This is a genomic window from Streptomyces sp. NBC_00299, from assembly GCF_036173045.1.
GTDB classification, from domain to species: Bacteria; Actinomycetota; Actinomycetes; order Streptomycetales; family Streptomycetaceae; genus Streptomyces; species Streptomyces machairae.
This window is the reverse complement of sequence record NZ_CP108039.1, coordinates 7,226,376-7,245,114: the sequence shown is the minus strand read 5'-3', so window position 1 is coordinate 7,245,114 and position 18,739 is coordinate 7,226,376. Positions and strand designations below refer to the sequence as shown.

The following is an 18,739-nucleotide window of genomic DNA, read 5'->3' as shown; positions in this document are numbered from 1 at the left end:
CGCTAGCTGCTTTGCAGAGGACCCGGTCTTAACCGACCGCGCCTTCCATCTGCAGCTCGATCAGCCGGTTGAGCTCAAGGGCGTACTCCATGGGCAGCTCCTTGGCGATCGGCTCGACGAAGCCGCGCACGATCATCGCCATCGCCTCGAACTCGCTCAGACCGCGGCTCATCAGGTAGAAGAGCTGGTCCTCGGAGACCTTGGAGACGGTCGCCTCGTGGCCCATGGACACGTCGTCCTCACGGACGTCCACGTAGGGGTACGTGTCGGAGCGGGAGATGGTGTCGACGAGCAGCGCGTCGCACAGCACGTTGGACTTCGAGCCGTGGGCGCCCTCGCCGATCTCGACCAGACCGCGGTACGAGGTACGGCCGCCGCCACGCGCCACGGACTTCGACACGATGTTGGAGGAGGTGTTCGGCGCCATGTGGACCATCTTGGAGCCGGCGTCCTGGTGCTGCCCCTCGCCCGCGAAGGCGATGGACAGGGTCTCGCCCTTGGCGTGCTCGCCCATCAGGTAGACGGCCGGGTACTTCATCGTCACCTTGGAGCCGATGTTGCCGTCGATCCACTCCATGGTCGCGCCCTCGTAGGCGACGGCGCGCTTGGTGACCAGGTTGTAGACGTTGTTCGACCAGTTCTGGATGGTCGTGTAGCGGCAGCGGGCGCCCTTCTTCACGATGATCTCGACCACCGCGGAGTGCAGGGAGTCCGACTTGTAGATCGGCGCGGTGCAGCCCTCGACGTAGTGGACGTAGGCGTCCTCGTCGACGATGATCAGCGTCCGCTCGAACTGGCCCATGTTCTCCGTGTTGATACGGAAGTAGGCCTGGAGCGGGATCTCGACGTGCACGCCCTTCGGCACGTAGATGAAGGAGCCGCCCGACCACACGGCGGTGTTCAGCGACGCGAACTTGTTGTCACCGACCGGGATGACGGTGCCGAAGTACTCCTTGAAGAGCTCCGGGTGCTCCTTCAGGGCCGTGTCGGTGTCCAGGAAGATGACGCCCTGCTCCTCCAGGTCCTCGCGGATCTGGTGGTAGACGACCTCGGACTCGTACTGGGCCGCGACACCGGCGACGAGGCGCTGCTTCTCCGCCTCGGGGATGCCGAGCTTGTCGTACGTGTTCTTGATGTCCTCGGGCAGGTCCTCCCAGGACTCCGCCTGCTTCTCCGTGGAACGCACGAAGTACTTGATGTTGTCGAAGTCGATGCCCGAGAGGTCCGAGCCCCAGTTCGGCATGGGCTTCTTGTCGAACAGCCGCAGACCCTTGAGACGGAGCTTGGTCATCCAGTCCGGCTCGTTCTTCTTCGCGGAGATGTCACGGACGACGTCCTCGCTCAGACCACGCTTCGCAGAGGCGCCGGCTTCGTCGGAGTCGGCCCAGCCGTATTCGTACTTGCCCAGACCCTCGAGCTCAGGGTGGGCAGTCTCCTCGATGGGGAGAGTCATGCGGGGTTCCTCCCGGCCTTGCTTGCAGATGCGTTATCGGTGGTGTGGGAAATCTTTGGGATGAACGTCGTGCAGACGCCGTCGCCGTGCGCGATGGTCGCCAGTCGCTGGACATGCGTTCCGAGCAGGTCGGCGAAGATCTCCGTCTCCGCCTCGCACAGCTGGGGGAACTGCTCCGCGACATGGGCCACCGGGCAGTGGTGCTGGCAGAGCTGCTCGCCTTTTTGAGGGAGGGGTGCGCTGCGCGCCGTAGCAGCGTACCCGTCGACGCTCAAGGCCTTGGCCAGGGCTTCGGTGCGCTCGTCCGGGCTGACGGCCTCGATCGCCTTGCGGTACGCACTCGCCTGAGCGGCGATCCGGGCGCGGGCGAAGGCGGCGACCGCCTCGCTCCCGCCCTCGCGCTCGGCGATCCACTTGAGGGCGTCCGCGGCGAGCTTGTCGTACGACTGGTCGAAGGCGTCACGGCCGCAGTCGGTGAGCGCGAAGACCTTGGCGGGACGGCCACGCGTGCGCGTGCCGTACACCCGCTGTTCCCGGGCCTCCACGACATCGTCCGCGACCAGCGCGTCCAGATGCCTGCGTACGGCGGCCTGGGTGAGTCCCAGCCGGCCGGCCAGCTCTGCGACGGTCGACGGCCCGTGGTCCAGGATGGACCGCGCGACCCGGTTGCGCGTGGAGCGCTCCCCGGTCGTGAGCTCCTCCTGAGGAGTTCCCATGGGGGCCTCCCGAGCCTCGCCGACGTATTTCACAACGCCATTGTTGCGTAATTCCTCAAGGGCAGGCAAGCCACGGCCGGACACCCTGCGGGTGCCCTGCGTCACTTAGGCATACCTAATCTGACCTGCGGAAACGATCATTGATCGATCAAATCGCTGGCGCCGCGAGGCTCCCTGCGGGACACTCCCGAAACATGTCGACACCCCCTCCGACCGGCCCTCTTGTCACTCGGGACACCCTCGCGGAACAACTGCGCGAGCTGGGCGTCCAAACCGGTGAAACCCTCCTCGTGCACTCCTCGCTCAGCGCCCTCGGCTGGGTCTGCGGAGGCGCCGTCGCGGTCGTCCAGGGACTGCTCGACGCACTCGGCCCGGACGGCACCCTGGTCGTCCCCACCCAGACCGGTGACCTCTCGGACCCGGCGGTGTGGAGCAATCCGCCGGTGCCCGAAGCGTGGTGGGACGCGATCCGGGCGACCATGCCCGCCTACGACCCCCTGGTCACGCCCGCGCTCGGGGTGGGCGTGATCCCGGAGACCGTACGGACCTGGCCGGGCGCCCTGCGCAGCGCGCATCCGCAGACGTCCTTCGCCGCCGTCGGCCCGCGCGCGGCGCAGATCACCGAGGGCCACGCCCTCGACTGCCGGCTCGGCGAGCGCAGCCCGCTGGCCCGGCTGGAGGCGCTCCACGCGCGCGTGCTGCTGCTCGGCGCCGGTTACGCGACGTGCACCAGCTTCCATCTCGCCGAGTACCGGATACCTTCGCCGCTGGTGAAGGTTGGCCGGCCGGGACCTGCCGGCTGGGAGGTGGTGACCGAGGTGTCGATCACCTCGGACCGGTTCGACGAACTGGGGCGCGACTTCGACCGGGACCGCCCCGTCGTCCGGGGGAAGGTGGGCGCGGCCGAGGCACGGCTGTTCCCCGTGGCCGACGCGGTGGCGTACGCGGGGCGGTGGCTGGAGATTCACCGGCCCCGCGCGGAGGAGATGTGAACCCGGCCGTTCGGGTTACCGGCCGCGTACCTAGACTCTGGAGCCATGCGAACTGAGCCCGTGGTCCAAGTCCAGGCCCTGGTGAAGCGGTACGGCACGAAGACCGCGGTGAACGGCCTCGACCTGGTGGCCCAGGCGGGCGTGACCGCCGTACTCGGGCCCAACGGCGCGGGCAAGACGACGACCGTCGAGACCTGCGAGGGGTACCGGAAGCCGGACTCCGGCACGGTGCGGGTCCTGGGCCTCGACCCGGTGCGACAGTCCGGCGCGCTGCGGCCCCGGATCGGCGTGATGCTCCAGTCCGGCGGTGTCTACTCGGGCGCGCGGGCGGACGAGATGCTGCGGCATGTCGCCAAGCTGCACGCGCACCCCCTGGACGTGGACGCCCTCATCGAGCGGCTCGGTCTCGGCAGCTGCGGCCGGACCACGTACCGCCGCCTCTCCGGAGGTCAGCAGCAGCGGCTCGCGCTCGCCATGGCCGTCGTCGGCTGCCCTGAGCTGGTGTTCCTGGACGAGCCGACCGCCGGGCTCGACCCGCAGGCCCGCCGCGCCACCTGGGACCTGATCCGGGACCTGCGTGCCGACGGCGTCTCCGTCATTCTCACGACCCACTACATGGACGAGGCCGAGCAGCTCGCCGACGACGTCGCGATCATCGACGCGGGCCGGGTCATCGCCCAGGGCTCCCCGGAGGAGCTGTGCCGCGGCGGCGCGGAGAACACGCTCCGCTTCATCGGCCGCCCGGGCCTGGACGTGGGCTCCCTCCTCAAGGCACTGCCCGCCGACTGCACGGCCGCGGAGCTGACGCCGGGCTCGTACCGGGTCGTCGGCAAGGTCGACCCCCAGCTGCTCGCGACGGTGACGTCGTGGTGTGCGCAGCACGGGGTGATGCCGGAGAAGATCTCGGTGGAACGGCACACCCTCGAAGACGTCTTTCTTGAGCTCACCGGCAAGGAGCTGCGTTCGTGACCACGGTCGGTACGGGTACGTACACCCCGAAGCCGGGCGCCGCCCCGCTCCCCCGCATGATCGCGGCGCAGGCGGTCCTGGAGACGAAGATGCTGCTGCGCAACGGCGAGCAGCTGCTGCTGACCGTCGTGATCCCCACGCTGCTGCTGGTCCTCTTCAGCTCGGTGGACATCGTCGACACGGGCTCCGGCGCGGCCGTCGACTTCCTCGCCCCCGGCACCCTCGCGCTCGCCGTGATGTCCACGGCGTTCACGGGCCAGGCCATCGCCACGGGCTTCGAGCGCCGGTACGGCGTGCTGAAGCGGCTTGCCTCCTCGCCGCTGCCCCGCTGGGCCCTGATGACGGCGAAGACGGCGTCCGTGCTGGTCACCGAGGTCCTGCAGATCGCCCTGCTGACGGTGATCGCCTTTGCGCTGGGCTGGTCGCCGGAGGGAAACCCGGCAGCCGTCGTCCTGCTGCTGGTCCTCGGGACGGCCGCCTTCTCGGGGCTCGGACTGCTGATGGCCGGCACGCTCAAGGCCGAGGCCACGCTGGCCGCCGCCAACCTGGTCTTCCTGCTGCTGCTCGTCGGCGGCGGGGTGATCGTGCCGCTGGACAAGTTCCCGGCGGGCGCGCAGGACGTGCTGGGGCTGCTGCCGATCTCGGCCCTGTCGGACGGGCTGCGGGACGTGCTGCAGCACGGGGCCGGGATGCCATGGGGTGACCTGGGGATTCTGGCCGTGTGGGCGGTCGTCGGGCTCTTGGCGGCGGGCAGGTTCTTCCGCTGGGAGTAGCCCGGTCCGCGGGGCGAGCGGGACCCTCGTGAAACCGTGCACAAGCGGCCGCCTACGATAGGGCGCGTGCCAAAGCTGACCCGCGCCGACGCCGTAGCGGCCGTGCGCAACCCCCTCGCCTTCATCGCCGCACGCTGGACCCCGACCCCGAGGACGGTCCAACGGGCGGCCCTCGCCGCGCTCGTGATGGCGGTGCTCATCGTGGTCACCGGCGGTGCGGTACGCCTCACCGGGTCCGGGCTCGGCTGCCCGACCTGGCCCAAGTGCACCGACGACTCGCTCACCGCCACCAGCGAGATGGGCCTGCACGGTGCCATCGAGTTCGGCAACCGCATGCTGACGTACGTACTGTGCGCCGCCGTCGGCTGGGCGATCATCGCCGCGCGCTCCGAGAAGCCGCACCGGCGTGGCCTGACCCGGCTGGGGTGGGCGCAGTTCTGGATCGTGATGAGCAACGCGGTGCTCGGCGGCATCGTCGTGCTGGTCGGCCTCAACCCGTACACGGTCGCGGCCCACTTCGTGGCGACGTCCGCCCTGATCGCGGTCGCCACGGTGATGTGGCAGCGCACCCGGGAGGGCGACTCGACACCGCGTCCGCTGGTCGGCAAGGCGGTGCGGCAGCTGGTGTGGGTCCTGGTCGGGGCCTCGGTGCTGCTGATCCTGGTCGGCACGGTGGTCACCGGCGCCGGCCCGCACGCGGGCGACTCCAGTGAGGTCGAGCGGATGCCGCTCGACTGGGAGAACGTCACCAAGCTGCACGCCGTGCTGGCCTGGATCGTGGTCACGCTGACGTTCGCCCTGTGGTTCGTCCTCAAGGCGGTCGACGCCCCGAAGAGCCCCCTGAACCGCACCCGCGACCTCTTCCTGGTCCTCCTCGCCCAGGGCGTCATCGGCTACGTCCAGTACTTCACTGACCTCCCGGAGATCCTGGTCGGCCTGCACATGCTCGGCTCGGCCGTGACCTGGATCGCGGTCCTGCGGGTGGCGCTGGCCCTGCGGGAACGGCCGTACGACGAGATCGGCATCCCGTCCCCGGCGGCCGAGCCGACGGTCGGCACGCGCGCGTAGGTCAGCTGTACGCCGTCACCAACTCGTCGATCGCAGGGCCGAGGTAGCTCCGAGTCAGGCCGGCCCTGCGCGTCGCCCACTCCCCGGTCGGCGTCGGGGGCGCAGGGCTGTCGTAGCGCCGGCTGCGGATGTCCTCGACGAGTTCGACGGGCGCCCCGAGGCCGGGCAGCAGGTCCAGGGCCTCGCGCTTGGAGATCAGTCGGCCGTCGCGCAGGGTGACGCTCGCGCGGGCGTAGGTGATCATCCCGAGGCCGACCCACACGTCCTTGGTCCACAGCGAGGCGTTGTCGACCGCCGGGCGCCAGAAGTCCCGCTGGTCGCGCACGACGAACTCGCAAAGTTCCCGGTCCGGCACCGGCGGCAGCAGCCCGGCGGGCGCCTTGCCGTGCAGCACTCGGCCGAAGGCGTGCAGCTCGCGCCGGGTCACCGGGGTCACCGTCCGTTTGAACAGCTGCTCGTGCGCCCAGGTGAGGTGGCGGCGGTCGGCGTCGTCCGCCGTGCCCGGTGTCAGGTACGTGCAGTGCATCAGCCGGGCGAGCGGCTCGGACCGCAGCCGGGCGTGGACCTTCGCCACCTGCCAGATGGTGCGGGGCGTGAGCGGGCCGTCCACGACGGCGATCAGGTCCAGATCGCTGCGGCCCTCCTGGTAGTCGCCGCCGGCGAGTGAGCCGTGCGCCCAGACGGCGACGGGAGCGGCGGGAGCGAGAACCGCGAGCTCTGTGAGGAAGCGGTCGAGTAAGGCGTCAGTCGGCATCCGCCCAGTCTGTGTGGTTCACTCCAGTCCGTACACCCGCCTCGCGTTTCCCGCTGCCACCATCCCCGCCACCCGTTGCGCGTCCCCCAGCGACCACGCCCCCTCGGCGACCCAGCCGCCGAGCACCCTGGCGAGGGCCTCGCGGAACAGGCGGGCCCCGACCACATGCAGTTCGGGCAGGCCCTGGGCGCCGCTGGAGAAGAGGATCTTGCCGAAGGGGGCCAGTTCCAGGATCTCGGCGAGGATCGTGGCCGCCCGGGCGCCGGTGCGGATGAGTGCGGCGCCCGAGTCGGCGTAGACGTGCGGGAAGACGCCGGCCAGATGGGCGGCGTGGCGGTGGTACGGGTAGCCGTGCAGGAGCACCAGGTCCGTGCCGAGGCCGGCCGTCGCGCGGACGAAGTCCGTCAGCAGCACCGGGTCCGTGCGGTCGATGCGCAGCCCCGGCTCCCCGAGCCCCGCGTGCAGTTGCAGCGGCAGCCCCGAGGCCACCGCGATCCACAGCAGGTGCCGCAGCAGCACCGGGTCGCTCAGCTCGCCGCCGACCCTGCGTGCCGCCAGCCAGCGCCCGGCGGCGCCCCGCACCTCCCCCGGCCCCGGCGGCTCGGGCGCGAGCGCGAGGCCGTGCCGGACGCCCGCCACGGACGTGAAGGCCACCGCGTTCGCCGCGGCGCCGTGCACCGACTCGGCGAGGTTGGCGAGAAAGGACTCGACCGTGCCGGAGGTGTCGGCGACCTGTTCGGCGAGGAGTTCGAGGCGCACGATCTCATGGGCCTCGGCGGATCCGGCGGACGCCATCTCCCCGGGGCCGGTCAGGTCGCCGGGCAGACCGGTGTCGATCAGATACGTGGTGACGCCGCTGCCCCGCAGCAGGCGCCGGCCCGCCTCCAGGACGCCCAGTTCACGGCGCCGGGCGAGATAGCGGGCGGGTGGGCAGTGCGGTTCCAGACCGAGGAGGGGCGGGCACCAGCGTCGTACGGCGAAACCCGTCTGGGTGTCGAAGAGCGTGGTGCCGGGCGCCGGTGGGCCCTCGGTGCGGGCCAGCTGGGCCTCGAAGGTGCCGAGGCCCAGCTCCGTTCGCAGTACGCCGTGGCAGTACTGGTCCACGAGGGATGGCGTTTCGATCATCCGGACTCCCCGTGGGTGGACGCTGCGTTTGCTCTACAGGTCCTAACGGGTGAACCGGTGACTTGGTGTTGCGTAAGAAAAGGGGGAGTTGTTCAGCCGCCGACTTGGATGCCGGCCATCCGCTTCCACTCGTACGCGCCGGTCTTCACCTTCGCCGCGAACTCGCCGTCGAAGGACTCGTGGCGCGTGACCCCGGCCTTCTCCACCGCCTTCTCGGCGATCTCGTACGACGGTGCCACCAGGTCTCCCCAGCCGCCGTCCTCGCCGACGAGCACGATGCGGGCGCCGCGCTCGCCGATGTACGCGACCTGGGCCTCGGCGCCGCCGTGGGACTTCGCGAAGGCGTTGATCTGCTTGGCCAGCTTGGCCACCCTGCGCTCGGCCTTCTGGTCAACCTGCTGCGTGTCTGCCATGGCCAGGATGCTACTCACGAGTAGATCAGCTGGCGAGGGCAGGGCACTGTGACGTGCGTCAGCGCAGGAAGGGGTCGACGGCCACCGCCACGAACAGCAGCGAGACGTAGGTGATGGACCAGTGGAAGAGCCGCATCTCCTTCAGCTTGCCGCCCGTCGCCTCCGCCTTCGCGCGGTTCTGCAGCGCGTGCGCCTCCCACAGCCACCAGCCGCCCGCGGCCAGGGCGACCGCGGTGTAGAACCAGCCGGTGTAGCCGAGGGGCGTCAACAGGAGGGACACCGCGACCATCACCCAGCTGTAGATGACGATCTGCTTCGCGACGACCTTGTTCGAGGCGATGACGGGGAGCATGGGCACGCCCACGCGCGCGTAGTCCTCCTTCACCTTCATGGACAGCGGCCAGTAGTGCGGCGGCGTCCAGAAGAAGATGACCAGGAAGAGGATGAGCGGCGCCCAGGTGAGGGAGTTCGTGACGGCCGTCCAGCCGATCAGCACCGGCATGCAGCCCGCGATGCCGCCCCACACGATGTTCTGCGACGTACGGCGCTTGAGGATCATCGTGTAGACGACGACATAGAAGAGGAGCGCGCCGAGGGAGAGCCAGGCCGACAGCCAGTTGACGGTGAGGCCGAAGAGCAGCGTCGAGACGACCGCCAGCGTGATGCCGAAGGCCAGACACTCGCGGGGGCTGACCATCCCGGTGACCAGCGGACGCTGCGAGGTGCGGTCCATGAGCGCGTCGATGTCGCGGTCGATGTACATGTTCAGCGCGTTGGCGCCGCCGGCGGAGAGATACCCGCCGATGCAGGTGAGCAGGACCAGACCGAGGTCGGGCACGCCCTGCTCGGCCAGGAACATCACCGGAACGGTGGTGATGAGCAGCAGCTCGATGATCCGCGGCTTGGTAAGCGCCACGAACGCCTTGACCCGGGCCCCGATCGGCCGCCGGCTCGGGCTCTGGCTCGTCCCGATAATCCCCGCTGGACGGGATTCAACGGCCGTCACGCACACCCCTGACAGAGACATCCCAGCAAGCCTCCCCGTGTGAAGTCCCGGTAAAGGCTCGCGCGTACCACGCCACTCTAGACGTTGCCCAGACCCGGACATTCGCGGGGGTGGGGTCGTGTTGGAGGGGGTGGTCCGACGGGCGCGCGGAAGCTCGATTGAGCACCCGGATGAGCGCCTGCGTATTCACTTGCCGAACGCGGAACGAGCCAGTCGGGAGGCGCATCCCGGCGACGCCCGGCAGTCTGGAATGACTCGAAAAAACGCACGTACTTCCAGGGGTAGGCTCGACAACGGCCGGCCGACGCCGAGAACGCCGGCAGCCGGTGGGCGCATGCCCGAAACACCGGCATCCGACATGTGGAGAGGAGCCCTGACCCAGGGTGAGCACCAAGCCGACCACCACAGACCTCGAGTGGACCGAGCTGGACCAGCGGGCCGTCGACACCGCCCGCGTCCTGGCCGCCGATGCCGTACAGAAGGTCGGAAACGGCCATCCGGGTACGGCGATGAGCCTGGCACCTGCCGCCTACACCCTCTTCCAGAAGGTGATGCGGCACGACCCGGCGGACGCCGACTGGGTCGGGCGCGACCGCTTCGTGCTGTCAGCCGGTCACTCGTCCCTGACCCTCTACACCCAGCTGTACCTGGCCGGCTTCGGCCTGGAACTGGACGACCTGAAGGCGTTCCGGACCTGGGGTTCGAAGACCCCCGGTCACCCGGAGTACGGCCACACCACGGGCGTCGAGACGACGACCGGCCCGCTGGGCCAGGGTGTCGCCAACGCCGTCGGCATGGCGATGGCCGCCCGCTACGAGCGTGGCCTGTTCGACCCGGAGGCCCCCGAGGGCACCTCCCCGTTCGACCACTTCGTCTACGCCATCGCCGGTGACGGCTGCCTCCAGGAGGGCATCTCCGCCGAGGCCTCCTCGATGGCCGGCCACCAGAAGCTCGGCAACCTGATCCTGCTGTGGGACGACAACCACATCTCGATCGAGGGCGACACCGAGACGGCCGTCTCCGAGGACACCGTCAAGCGGTACGAGGCGTACGGCTGGCACGTCCAGCGTGTCGCCCCGCAGCCGGACGGCGACCTCGACCCGCACGCCATCTACGACGCGATCGAGGAAGCGAAGAAGGTGACGGACAAGCCGTCCTTCATCGCGATGCGCTCGATCATCGCCTGGCCGGCCCCGAACGCGCAGAACACCGAGGCCGCCCACGGCTCGGCGCTCGGCGACGACGAGGTCGCGGCCACCAAGCGCGTCCTCGGCTTCGACCCGGAGCAGAGCTTCGAGGTCTCCGACGAGGTCATCTCCCACACCCGGGGTGCCCTGGAGCGCGGCCAGGCGGCCCGTGCCGTGTGGGAGAAGTCCTTCCAGCAGTGGCGGGACAACAACCCCGAGCGCGCCGCCGAGTACGACCGCATCGCCAAGGGCGAGCTGCCCACCGGCTGGGAGGAGAAGCTCCCGGTCTTCGAGCCCGGCAAGGGCGTCGCGACGCGTGCCGCGTCCGGCAAGGTGCTCCAGGCGCTCGGTGCGGTCATCCCTGAGCTGTGGGGCGGCTCGGCCGACCTGGCCGGCTCCAACAACACGACGATCGACAAGACGTCGTCGTTCCTTCCGGCGGACAACCCGCTCCCGGAGGCGAACCCGTACGGCCGCACGATCCACTTCGGCATCCGCGAGCACTCCATGGCCGCGGAGATGAACGGCATCGCGCTGCACGGCAACACCCGTATCTACGGCGGCACGTTCCTCGTGTTCTCCGACTACATGCGCAACGCCGTACGTCTGTCGGCGCTGATGCACCTGCCGGTGACGTACGTGTGGACGCACGACTCGATCGGTCTCGGTGAGGACGGCCCGACGCACCAGCCGATCGAGCACCTCGCGTCCCTGCGCGCCATCCCCGGTCTCAATGTCGTGCGTCCGGCCGACGCCAACGAGACCGCGATCGCCTGGCGCGAGATCCTCAAGCGCTACACCAAGGAGTTCGGCAAGGGTGCCCCGCACGGTCTGGCGCTGACCCGTCAGGGCGTGCCGACGTACGAGGCCAACGACGACGCCGCGCGCGGTGGTTACGTGCTGTTCGAGGCCGACGGCGGCGAGCCGCAGGTCGTCCTCATCGCGACCGGCTCCGAGGTGCACGTCGCCGTCGAGGCGCGCGAGCAGCTGCAGGCGGACGGGGTGCCGACGCGAGTCGTGTCGATGCCGTCCGTGGAGTGGTTCGAGGAGCAGGACCAGGGGTACCGGGACAGCGTTCTTCCGCCGGCCGTCAGGGCGCGGGTCGCGGTGGAGGCCGGCATCGGTCTCACCTGGCACAAGTACGTCGGGGACGCGGGTCGCATCGTTTCCCTGGAGCACTTCGGTGCTTCCGCAGACGGCAAGGTCCTTTTCCGGGAGTTCGGCTTCACTGCCGAGAACGTGGCCGCCGCCGCGCGGGAATCCCTCACCGCGGCCCAGCGCTGACGCTCATATACGAGACGTAGGAGTTTGATTTTCCATGACAGACGCACTCAAGCGCCTCTCCGAGGAAGGCGTCGCGATCTGGCTGGACGACCTGTCGCGCCAGCGCATCACGTCCGGCAACCTCGCCGAGCTGATCGACCAGCAGCACGTCGTGGGTGTCACGACCAACCCGACGATCTTCCAGAAGGCGATCAGCGGCGGCGACGGTTACGAGCAGCAGCTCACCGACCTCGCCGCCCGCAAGGTCACCGTCGAGGAAGCCGTACGCATGATCACCACGGCGGACGTCCGCGACGCCGCCGACATCATGCGCCCGGTCTTCGACGCCACCGACGGCCAGGACGGCCGGGTCTCCATCGAGGTCGACCCGCGCCTGGCCCACAACACCCGTGCGACCGTCGCCGAGGCCAAGCAGCTGGCCTGGCTGGTCGACCGGCCCAACACGCTCATCAAGATCCCGGCCACCAAGGCGGGCCTCCCGGCGATCACCGAGGTCATCGGCCTCGGCATCAGCGTCAACGTCACGCTGATCTTCTCCCTGGAGCGCTACCGCGAGGTCATGGACGCCTACCTCGCCGGTCTGGAGAAGGCCAAGGCCAAGGGCCTGGACCTGTCCAAGATCCGGTCGGTGGCGTCGTTCTTCGTGTCCCGCGTGGACACCGAGATCGACAAGCGGATCGACGCGCTCGGCACCGACGAGGCCAAGGCCGCGCGCGGCAAGGCCGGCGTGGCCAACGCGCGCCTCGCCTACGAGGCGTACGAGGAGGTCTTCTCCTCCGACCGCTGGAGCCCGCTGGAGAACGCGGGCGCCAACAAGCAGCGTCCGCTGTGGGCCTCCACCGGCGTGAAGGACAAGGCCTACAAGGCCACCCTGTACGTCGACGACCTGGTCGCGCCGAACACGGTCAACACCATGCCGGAGGCCACCCTGCAGGCGACCGAGGAGACCGGCTCGATCACCGGCAACACCATCGCAGGCACCTACCAGCAGGCCCGCGCCGACCTGGACGCGGTCGAGCGGCTCGGCATCTCGTACGACGATGTCGTCCAGCTGCTGGAGGACGAGGGCGTCGAGAAGTTCGAGGCGTCCTGGAACGACCTGCTCAAGTCGACCGAGGCAGAGCTCGAGCGCCTCGCCTCCTCGGAGGGCTGATCCCTTGCCACCCTTCACCGTCACTGAAGCGAACCCGCTTCGTGACGCCGCCGACCGACGGCTCCCGCGTATCGCGGGGCCGTCGGGCCTGGTGATCTTCGGCGTTACGGGCGATTTGTCACGTAAGAAGCTGATGCCGGCCGTTTACGACCTCGCCAACCGGGGTCTGCTGCCGCCGGGTTTCTCGCTGGTGGGCTTCGCCCGCCGCGAGTGGGCCAACGAGGACTTCGCGCAGGAGGTCCACGACGCCGTCAAGGAACACGCCCGCACCCCCTTCCGTGAAGAGGTCTGGCAGCAGCTCATCCAGGGCATGCGCTTCGTGCAGGGCACCTTCGACGACGACGCCGCCTTCGAGCGGCTGCGCGGCACCATCGAGGAGCTGGACAAGGCCCAGGGCACGGGCGGCAACTTCGCCTTCTACCTCTCGGTGCCGCCGCGCTCCTTCCCGGTGGTCATCCAGCAGCTGAAGAAGCACGGCCTCGCCGACCAGACGAGCAGCTCCTGGCGCCGCGCGGTCATCGAGAAGCCCTTCGGACACGACCTGAAGTCGGCCGAGGAACTCAACAAGGTCGTCCACGAGGTCTTCGCCCCGGACCAGGTCTTCCGCATCGACCACTACCTGGGCAAGGAGACCGTCCAGAACATCCTGGCGCTGCGGTTCGCCAACACGATGTTCGAGCCGATCTGGAACCGGTCCTTCGTGGACCACGTGCAGATCACCATGGCCGAGGACATCGGCATCGGCGGTCGCGCCGGCTACTACGACGGCATCGGCGCCGCCCGTGACGTCATCCAGAACCACCTGCTCCAGCTCCTGGCGCTGACCGCGATGGAGGAGCCCGCCTCCTTCGACGCGGACGCGCTGGCGGCCGAGAAGACCAAGGTGCTGGGTGCCGTACGGCTGCCGAAGGACCTGGGCAGGGACACGGTGTTCGGGCAGTACGCGGCCGGCTGGCAGGGCGGCGAGAAGGCGGTCGGGTACCTCCAGGAAGAGGGCATCGACCCCAAGTCGAAGACCGACACGTACGCCGCGATCAAGGTGGGGATCGACAACCGCCGCTGGGCGGGCGTCCCCTTCTACCTGCGCACCGGCAAGCGTCTGGGCCGCCGCGTCACCGAGATCGCGGTCGTCTTCCAGCGCGCGCCGCACTCGCCCTTCGACACGACGGCCACCGAGGAGCTCGGCCAGAACGCGATCGTTATCCGCGTCCAGCCGGACGAGGGCGTCACGGTCCGCTTCGGCTCGAAGGTGCCGGGCACGTCGATGGAGATCCGCGACGTGTCGATGGACTTCGCTTACGGCGAGTCCTTCACGGAGTCGAGCCCGGAGGCGTACGAGCGTCTGATCCTGGACGTTCTCCTGGGTGACTCGAACCTCTTCCCGCGCACCGAGGAGGTCGAGCTGTCCTGGAAGATCCTCGACCCGATCGAGGAGTACTGGGACAAGAACGGCAAGCCGGCCCAGTACCCGTCCGGTACCTGGGGCCCCGTCGAGGCGGACGAAATGCTCGAGCGAGACGGACGGAGCTGGCGCCGGCCATGAAGATAGACCTCACGGACACCACGGCCAGCAAGATCAACAAGGCGCTGGTGCAGGGCCGTCGGGCCATCGGCACGCCGGCCGTGGGCATGGTGCTCACGCTGGTCATCGTCACGGACGAGGAGAACGCCTACGACGCTCTGAGGGCCGCCAACGACGCCTCGCGCGAGCACCCCTCGCGCACGCTCGTGGTCATCAAGCGCGTCTCGCGCTCGCCCCGCGACCGTACGCAGTCCCGGCTGGACGCCGAGGTGCGGCTGGGCGCGGAAGCGGGCACCGGCGAGACGGTCGTCCTGCGTCTGTACGGCGAGGTGTCCGACCACGCCCAGTCGGTCGTCCTGCCGCTCCTCCTGCCGGACGCCCCGGTGGTGGCCTGGTGGCCGGTCAACGCACCGCTCGACCCGGCGAAGGACCCGCTGGGCGCGCTGGCCCAGCGCCGGGTGACCGACACGTACGCCTCGGAGCAGCCGGTACGGGAGCTGTCGGCCCGCGCCGACGCCTACACACCCGGCGACACCGACCTGTCCTGGACCCGGATCACGCCGTGGCGCTCGATGCTGGCGGCGGCTCTGGACCAGGTGGTCTGCGAAGTGCAGGCCGTCGAGGTGGAGGGCGAGGAGTTCAACCCGAGCTGTGAGCTGCTGGCGATGTGGCTCGCGGACCGGCTGGACGTCCCCGTCAAGCGGTCGCTGTCGCCAGGCCCCGGCCTGACGGCGGTCCGTATGGACACCGACTGCGGCCCGATAGCGCTCGACCGGGCGGACGGCTCCCTGGCGACCCTCTCCATCCAGGGCCAGCCGGACCGTGCGGTGGCTCTGAAGCGGCGGGAGACGGCCGAGCTGATCGCGGAGGAGCTGCGGCGACTCGACCCGGACGACACGTACGCCTCGGCGCTGCGGTTCGGGGTGGAGCGGCTGAACGCCGGGCCGGCTCAGGCGGTCCGGGGCGTCGAGGCAGCGATCGCCAAGGCGGCGCAGGCCGTCGCTCTGGCCGAGGCCGCCGTGGCCAGGGCCGAGGAGTCGCCGGCCAAGCAGTCCCAGGCCGGAGAGTCGCAGACCGAGCAGGCCGAGCAGGCCGAGCAGGCCGGGGAGTCGCGGGCCGGGGAGGGATCGCCGGCCAAAGGAGAACAGGCCGGACGAGCCGCTCTCCCGGCTCCCGTCGAAACCGCTGCGAAAGCACCCGCGAAAGAAGCGACGGCACCGGAACCGGTGAAGAAGGCGGCGGCGAAGTGAGTACTCCGCAGCTGGTCGTGCACCACGACAAGGAGCTGATGGCGCAGGCCGCGGCGGCCCGCCTGATCACGAAGATCGTGGACGCGCAGGCCTCCCGGGGCTCGGCGTCCGTGGTCCTCACGGGTGGCCGCAACGGCAACGGCCTGCTGGCCGCGCTCGCGGCGGCCCCCGCCCGGGACGCCGTCGACTGGGCTCGGCTGGACCTCTGGTGGGGCGACGAGCGCTTCCTGCCCGAGGGCGATCCGGAGCGCAACGTCACGCAGGCGCGTGCAGCCCTGCTGGACGCTGTGCCGCTGGATCCGAAGCGGGTGCACGCGATGCCCGCCTCGGACGGCCCGTTCGGCACGGACGTGGAGGCCGCCGCTGCCGCGTACGCGGAGGAGCTGGCGAGGGCGGCGGGCCCGGAGAACCACGGCGCGGTTCCCACGTTCGACGTCCTGATGCTGGGCGTGGGGCCGGACACGCACGTGGCCTCCCTGTTCCCGGAACTCCCCGCGGTACGGGAGACGGACCGCACGGTCGTCGGCGTGCACGGCGCCCCCAAGCCCCCACCGACCCGCGTCACCCTCACGCTGCCCGCGATCCGGGCGGCACGTGAGGTGTGGCTGCTGGCGGCGGGCGAGGACAAGGCGCAGGCGGCGGCGATCGCGCTGTCGGGCGCGGGTGAGATCCAGGCACCGGCGGCCGGGGCGTACGGCCGTGCCAGGACGCTGTGGCTGCTGGACACGGCGGCGGCTTCGCAGCTGCCGCGGTCGCTGTATCCACCGGCGTCTGCGTGAACGCACTTCGGGCCCTCGCTTCCCGGTGAAGCGAGGGCCCGAAGTACATGCACGACCTGCCCGGGCAACGACTTGCCCGGACTACTTCACCGACCCGGCCATCACGCCCTGGACGAAGTGCCGCTGGAATGCGAAGAACACCACGACCGGCACCACCAGCGACAAGAACGCCCCCGGCGCCAGCACGTCGATGTTGCTGCCGAACTGCCGGATCTGGGACTGCAGTTCAACCGTGAGCGGCTGCGACGCGCTGTCCGCGAAGAGCAGCGCCACCAGCATGTCGTTCCACACCCACAGGAACTGGAAGATGGCGAGCGAGGCGATCGCCGGGCGCCCCACCGGGAGTATCAGCCGTGTGAAGATCCGCCACTCGCTGCCCCCGTCCATCCGGGCGGCCTCCAGCATCTCCTTCGGCAGCTCGGCGAAGTAGTTCCGCAGCAGGAACACCGCGAACGGCAGCCCGTACGCCACGTGGAACAGGACGACACCGGGAATCGTGCCGAACAGCCCCAGCTGGCCGAAGAGTTTGGCGACCGGGAGGAGGCCGATCTGCACGGGCACCACGAGCAGCGCCACGACGACCAGGAAGATCGCCTCGCGTCCGGGGAAGTCCAGCCACGCGAAGGCGTACCCGGCGAGTGCCGCGAGGACGACGACCAGCAGGGTCGCCGGCACCGAGATCAGCACGGTGTTCCAGAAGGCCTGGGTGATCCCGGCGTTGCCCAGCAGTGCCGAGTAGTTGTCGAAGGACAGCTGGCCGGGACTGGTGAACACGGTCCACCAGCCGCCCTTCGCCGTGTCCTCGGCGGACCGCATCGACGACATGAACAGCCCCGCCAGCGGCGTCAGCCACACCAGCCCGATCACCACGAGAAACGCCTGGACCAGCCCGTTGCTCAGTCCGCGCCTGACCGCGTTCATCGCTGACTCCCTCGGAAACGGCGGACGTTGAAGACCATGGCGGGGATGACGAGCAGCAGGAGCAGTACGCCGAGCGCGCTGCCGAGGCCCTGGTTGTTGCCGCCGCCGAACGACACCAGCCACATCTGCGTCGCGAGTACGGTCGCGTCCTCCTGCACCGGGCCGGGCGCGATGATGTAGACGAGGTCGAAGACCTTCAGCACGTTGATGACGAGGGTGATGAACACGACCGTCAGCACCGGCGCCAGCAGCGGCACCGTGATCCGCCGGAAGATCTGCCACTCGTTCGCGCCGTCCATCCGCGCCGCCTCCAGCGCGTCCCGGGGCAGGGCCGCCAGACCCGCGCCGATCAGGACCATCGCGAACCCGGTCCAGATCCACAGGTATGCCCCGATGATCGCCGGCGTGACGAGCGTGGGCCCGAGCCAGGAGACGCCCTCGTAGGGGGCGGCGAAGTTCGAGGCCGGCAGCTTCACCGTGTACGAGCCGTCGTCCAGCCCCTCGAAGCGGAAGGAGCCGTCGGCCGCCGTGGTCGTCGAAGCGACCGCCTTCCCGTCACGCACCGCCTCGACCGTCATCTCCGGGAGCCCGCTCTCCCGCTGGTCGACCTTGCCCTGCTCCCCTCCCCCACCGGGCGTGAAGTCGAGGTACACGACACCGCTGAGCTCACCGGGGCCCGCCTTCTGCCCCGCGGCCGCGTTCGCCGGCCGGGCGTCCTCGGGAAGGTCCGCCGGCAGCACACCGACGAGGCCCAGTGTCACGGCGTCCCCGGGAGACGCGGTCGCGCTCGTGCCGTACGAGCCGTCCGCGCCCTTCGCCAGGCCCTGCCCGTCGCGTGCCCTGGCCGTCGGGTACGTCGACGTGCCCTGGAAGGCGTCGTGCACGGAGACGACGGCGGCGTTCAGCACGCCCTTGTCCGGGTCCTCGTCGTAGGCCAGCCGGAAGATGATGCCGGCGGCGAGGAAGGACACGGCCATCGGCATGAACAGCAGCAGCTTGAAGGCGGTCGCCCAGCGGACCTTCTCCACCAGCACGGCCAGGATCAGACCGAGGCCCGTCAGCAGCGTCGGGGCCACGACGACCCAGATGGTCGTGTTGCGGATCGCGTTGAGTGTCGCCGGGTCCCGGAACATCTCGGAGTAGTTCTCGCCGCCCACGAACTGGGTGCCGGAGGCGTCGAAGAAGCTGCGGCCGATGGAGAACAGCACGGGGTAGACGACGAGTGCGCCCAGCAGGAGCAGCGCGGGGAAGACGAAGAGGAGGGCGATGATCCGCCCGCGCCGCCGTGAGCGTCGGGCGCGCGCCTTGCCGTCGCCCTGAGCGGGCGACGGCCTTGCCTCTTTCACGAGGGTGGCGGTCATGTCCGGTCAGCTT

Annotated in this window: 17 protein-coding genes; 9 read left to right on the top strand and 8 right to left on the bottom strand. The window is 69.9% G+C overall.

Annotation, left to right across the window (positions count from 1 at the left end; all coding sequences use genetic code 11):
• Positions 1-28: 28 nt before the first annotated feature.
• Together sufB and OHT51_RS32230 are read right to left on the bottom strand one after the other, a co-directional pair.
• Positions 29-1,453, bottom strand: coding sequence for a Fe-S cluster assembly protein SufB (gene sufB, locus OHT51_RS32235; protein WP_328882422.1), 1,425 nt, complete (start codon positions 1,451-1,453; stop codon positions 29-31).
• The gene (locus OHT51_RS32230; protein WP_328882421.1) at positions 1,450-2,202 is read right to left on the bottom strand and encodes a helix-turn-helix transcriptional regulator; all 753 of its coding nucleotides are present in this window, start codon (positions 2,200-2,202) and stop codon (positions 1,450-1,452) included. The genes sufB and OHT51_RS32230 overlap by 4 nt, the downstream gene beginning before the upstream one ends.
• A 161-nt stretch (positions 2,203-2,363) precedes the next feature.
• Here OHT51_RS32230 and OHT51_RS32225 point away from each other — a divergent pair, with 161 nt between their 5' ends.
• From OHT51_RS32225 to OHT51_RS32210, 4 genes are all read left to right on the top strand, one after another.
• The gene (locus OHT51_RS32225; RefSeq protein ID WP_328882420.1) at positions 2,364-3,161 is read left to right on the top strand and encodes an aminoglycoside N(3)-acetyltransferase; all 798 of its coding nucleotides are present in this window, start codon (positions 2,364-2,366) and stop codon (positions 3,159-3,161) included.
• A gap of 45 nt (positions 3,162-3,206) precedes the next feature.
• The gene (locus OHT51_RS32220; RefSeq protein ID WP_328882419.1) at positions 3,207-4,130 is read left to right on the top strand and encodes an ABC transporter ATP-binding protein; all 924 of its coding nucleotides are present in this window, start codon (positions 3,207-3,209) and stop codon (positions 4,128-4,130) included.
• 56 nt (positions 4,131-4,186) lie between these two features.
• Positions 4,187-4,903, top strand: a complete 717-nt coding sequence (locus OHT51_RS32215; RefSeq protein WP_328884517.1) for an ABC transporter permease — start codon at positions 4,187-4,189, stop codon at positions 4,901-4,903.
• A gap of 75 nt (positions 4,904-4,978) precedes the next feature.
• Entirely contained in the window at positions 4,979-5,971 is a 993-nt protein-coding gene (locus tag OHT51_RS32210) for a COX15/CtaA family protein (protein ID WP_328884516.1), read from the top strand.
• A 1-nt stretch (position 5,972) separates the two neighbouring features.
• On the opposite strand, the gene OHT51_RS32205 is transcribed toward OHT51_RS32210, so the two are convergent.
• The 4 genes from OHT51_RS32205 to OHT51_RS32190 all read right to left on the bottom strand — a co-directional run bounded on the left by OHT51_RS32205 (position 5,973) and on the right by OHT51_RS32190 (position 9,275).
• Positions 5,973-6,725, bottom strand: a complete 753-nt coding sequence (locus OHT51_RS32205; RefSeq protein WP_328882418.1) for a nucleotidyltransferase domain-containing protein — start codon at positions 6,723-6,725, stop codon at positions 5,973-5,975.
• Positions 6,726-6,743: 18 nt separating this feature from the next.
• Positions 6,744-7,850, bottom strand: a complete 1,107-nt coding sequence (locus OHT51_RS32200) for an amidohydrolase family protein (RefSeq protein WP_328882417.1) — start codon at positions 7,848-7,850, stop codon at positions 6,744-6,746.
• A 92-nt stretch (positions 7,851-7,942) separates the two neighbouring features.
• Complete coding sequence (locus OHT51_RS32195) at positions 7,943-8,263, bottom strand: hypothetical protein (RefSeq protein ID WP_328882416.1); 321 nt, start codon at positions 8,261-8,263, stop codon at positions 7,943-7,945.
• Positions 8,264-8,321: 58 nt separating this feature from the next.
• On the bottom strand, positions 8,322-9,275 hold the full coding sequence (locus OHT51_RS32190; RefSeq protein WP_328884515.1) for a heme o synthase: 954 nt from the start codon (positions 9,273-9,275) through the stop codon (positions 8,322-8,324).
• Positions 9,276-9,652: 377 nt separating this feature from the next.
• Between OHT51_RS32190 and tkt the strand changes: the two genes are divergently transcribed.
• Genes tkt through pgl form a run of 5 tightly spaced genes read left to right on the top strand, consistent with a single transcriptional unit; the run spans position 9,653 to position 16,444 of the window.
• Complete coding sequence (gene tkt, locus OHT51_RS32185; RefSeq protein WP_328882415.1) at positions 9,653-11,740, top strand: transketolase; 2,088 nt, start codon at positions 9,653-9,655, stop codon at positions 11,738-11,740.
• A 34-nt stretch (positions 11,741-11,774) separates the two neighbouring features.
• Positions 11,775-12,893: a transaldolase gene (gene tal / locus OHT51_RS32180; RefSeq protein ID WP_328882414.1), complete on the top strand. Its 1,119-nt coding sequence runs from the start codon at positions 11,775-11,777 to the stop codon at positions 12,891-12,893.
• Positions 12,781-14,436: a glucose-6-phosphate dehydrogenase gene (gene zwf / locus OHT51_RS32175; RefSeq protein ID WP_443052617.1), complete on the top strand. Its 1,656-nt coding sequence runs from the start codon at positions 12,781-12,783 to the stop codon at positions 14,434-14,436. Before tal ends, zwf begins: the two co-directional genes overlap by 113 nt.
• Positions 14,433-15,665: a glucose-6-phosphate dehydrogenase assembly protein OpcA gene (opcA, locus tag OHT51_RS32170; RefSeq protein ID WP_328882412.1), complete on the top strand. Its 1,233-nt coding sequence runs from the start codon at positions 14,433-14,435 to the stop codon at positions 15,663-15,665. The genes zwf and opcA overlap by 4 nt, the downstream gene beginning before the upstream one ends.
• Positions 15,662-16,444 carry a 6-phosphogluconolactonase gene (pgl, locus tag OHT51_RS32165; protein ID WP_328882411.1) on the top strand — a complete coding sequence of 261 codons (783 nt, stop codon included), beginning with the start codon at positions 15,662-15,664 and terminating at the stop codon, positions 16,442-16,444. The genes opcA and pgl overlap by 4 nt, the downstream gene beginning before the upstream one ends.
• Before the next feature lie 81 nt (positions 16,445-16,525).
• On the opposite strand, the gene OHT51_RS32160 is transcribed toward pgl, so the two are convergent.
• A complete protein-coding gene (locus OHT51_RS32160) occupies positions 16,526-17,365 on the bottom strand; it encodes a carbohydrate ABC transporter permease (RefSeq protein WP_328882410.1) in 840 nt (279 codons plus the stop codon).
• The gene (locus OHT51_RS32155; protein ID WP_328882409.1) at positions 17,362-18,726 is read right to left on the bottom strand and encodes an ABC transporter permease; all 1,365 of its coding nucleotides are present in this window, start codon (positions 18,724-18,726) and stop codon (positions 17,362-17,364) included. Before OHT51_RS32155 ends, OHT51_RS32160 begins: the two co-directional genes overlap by 4 nt.
• Positions 18,727-18,739: the final 13 nt, after the last annotated feature.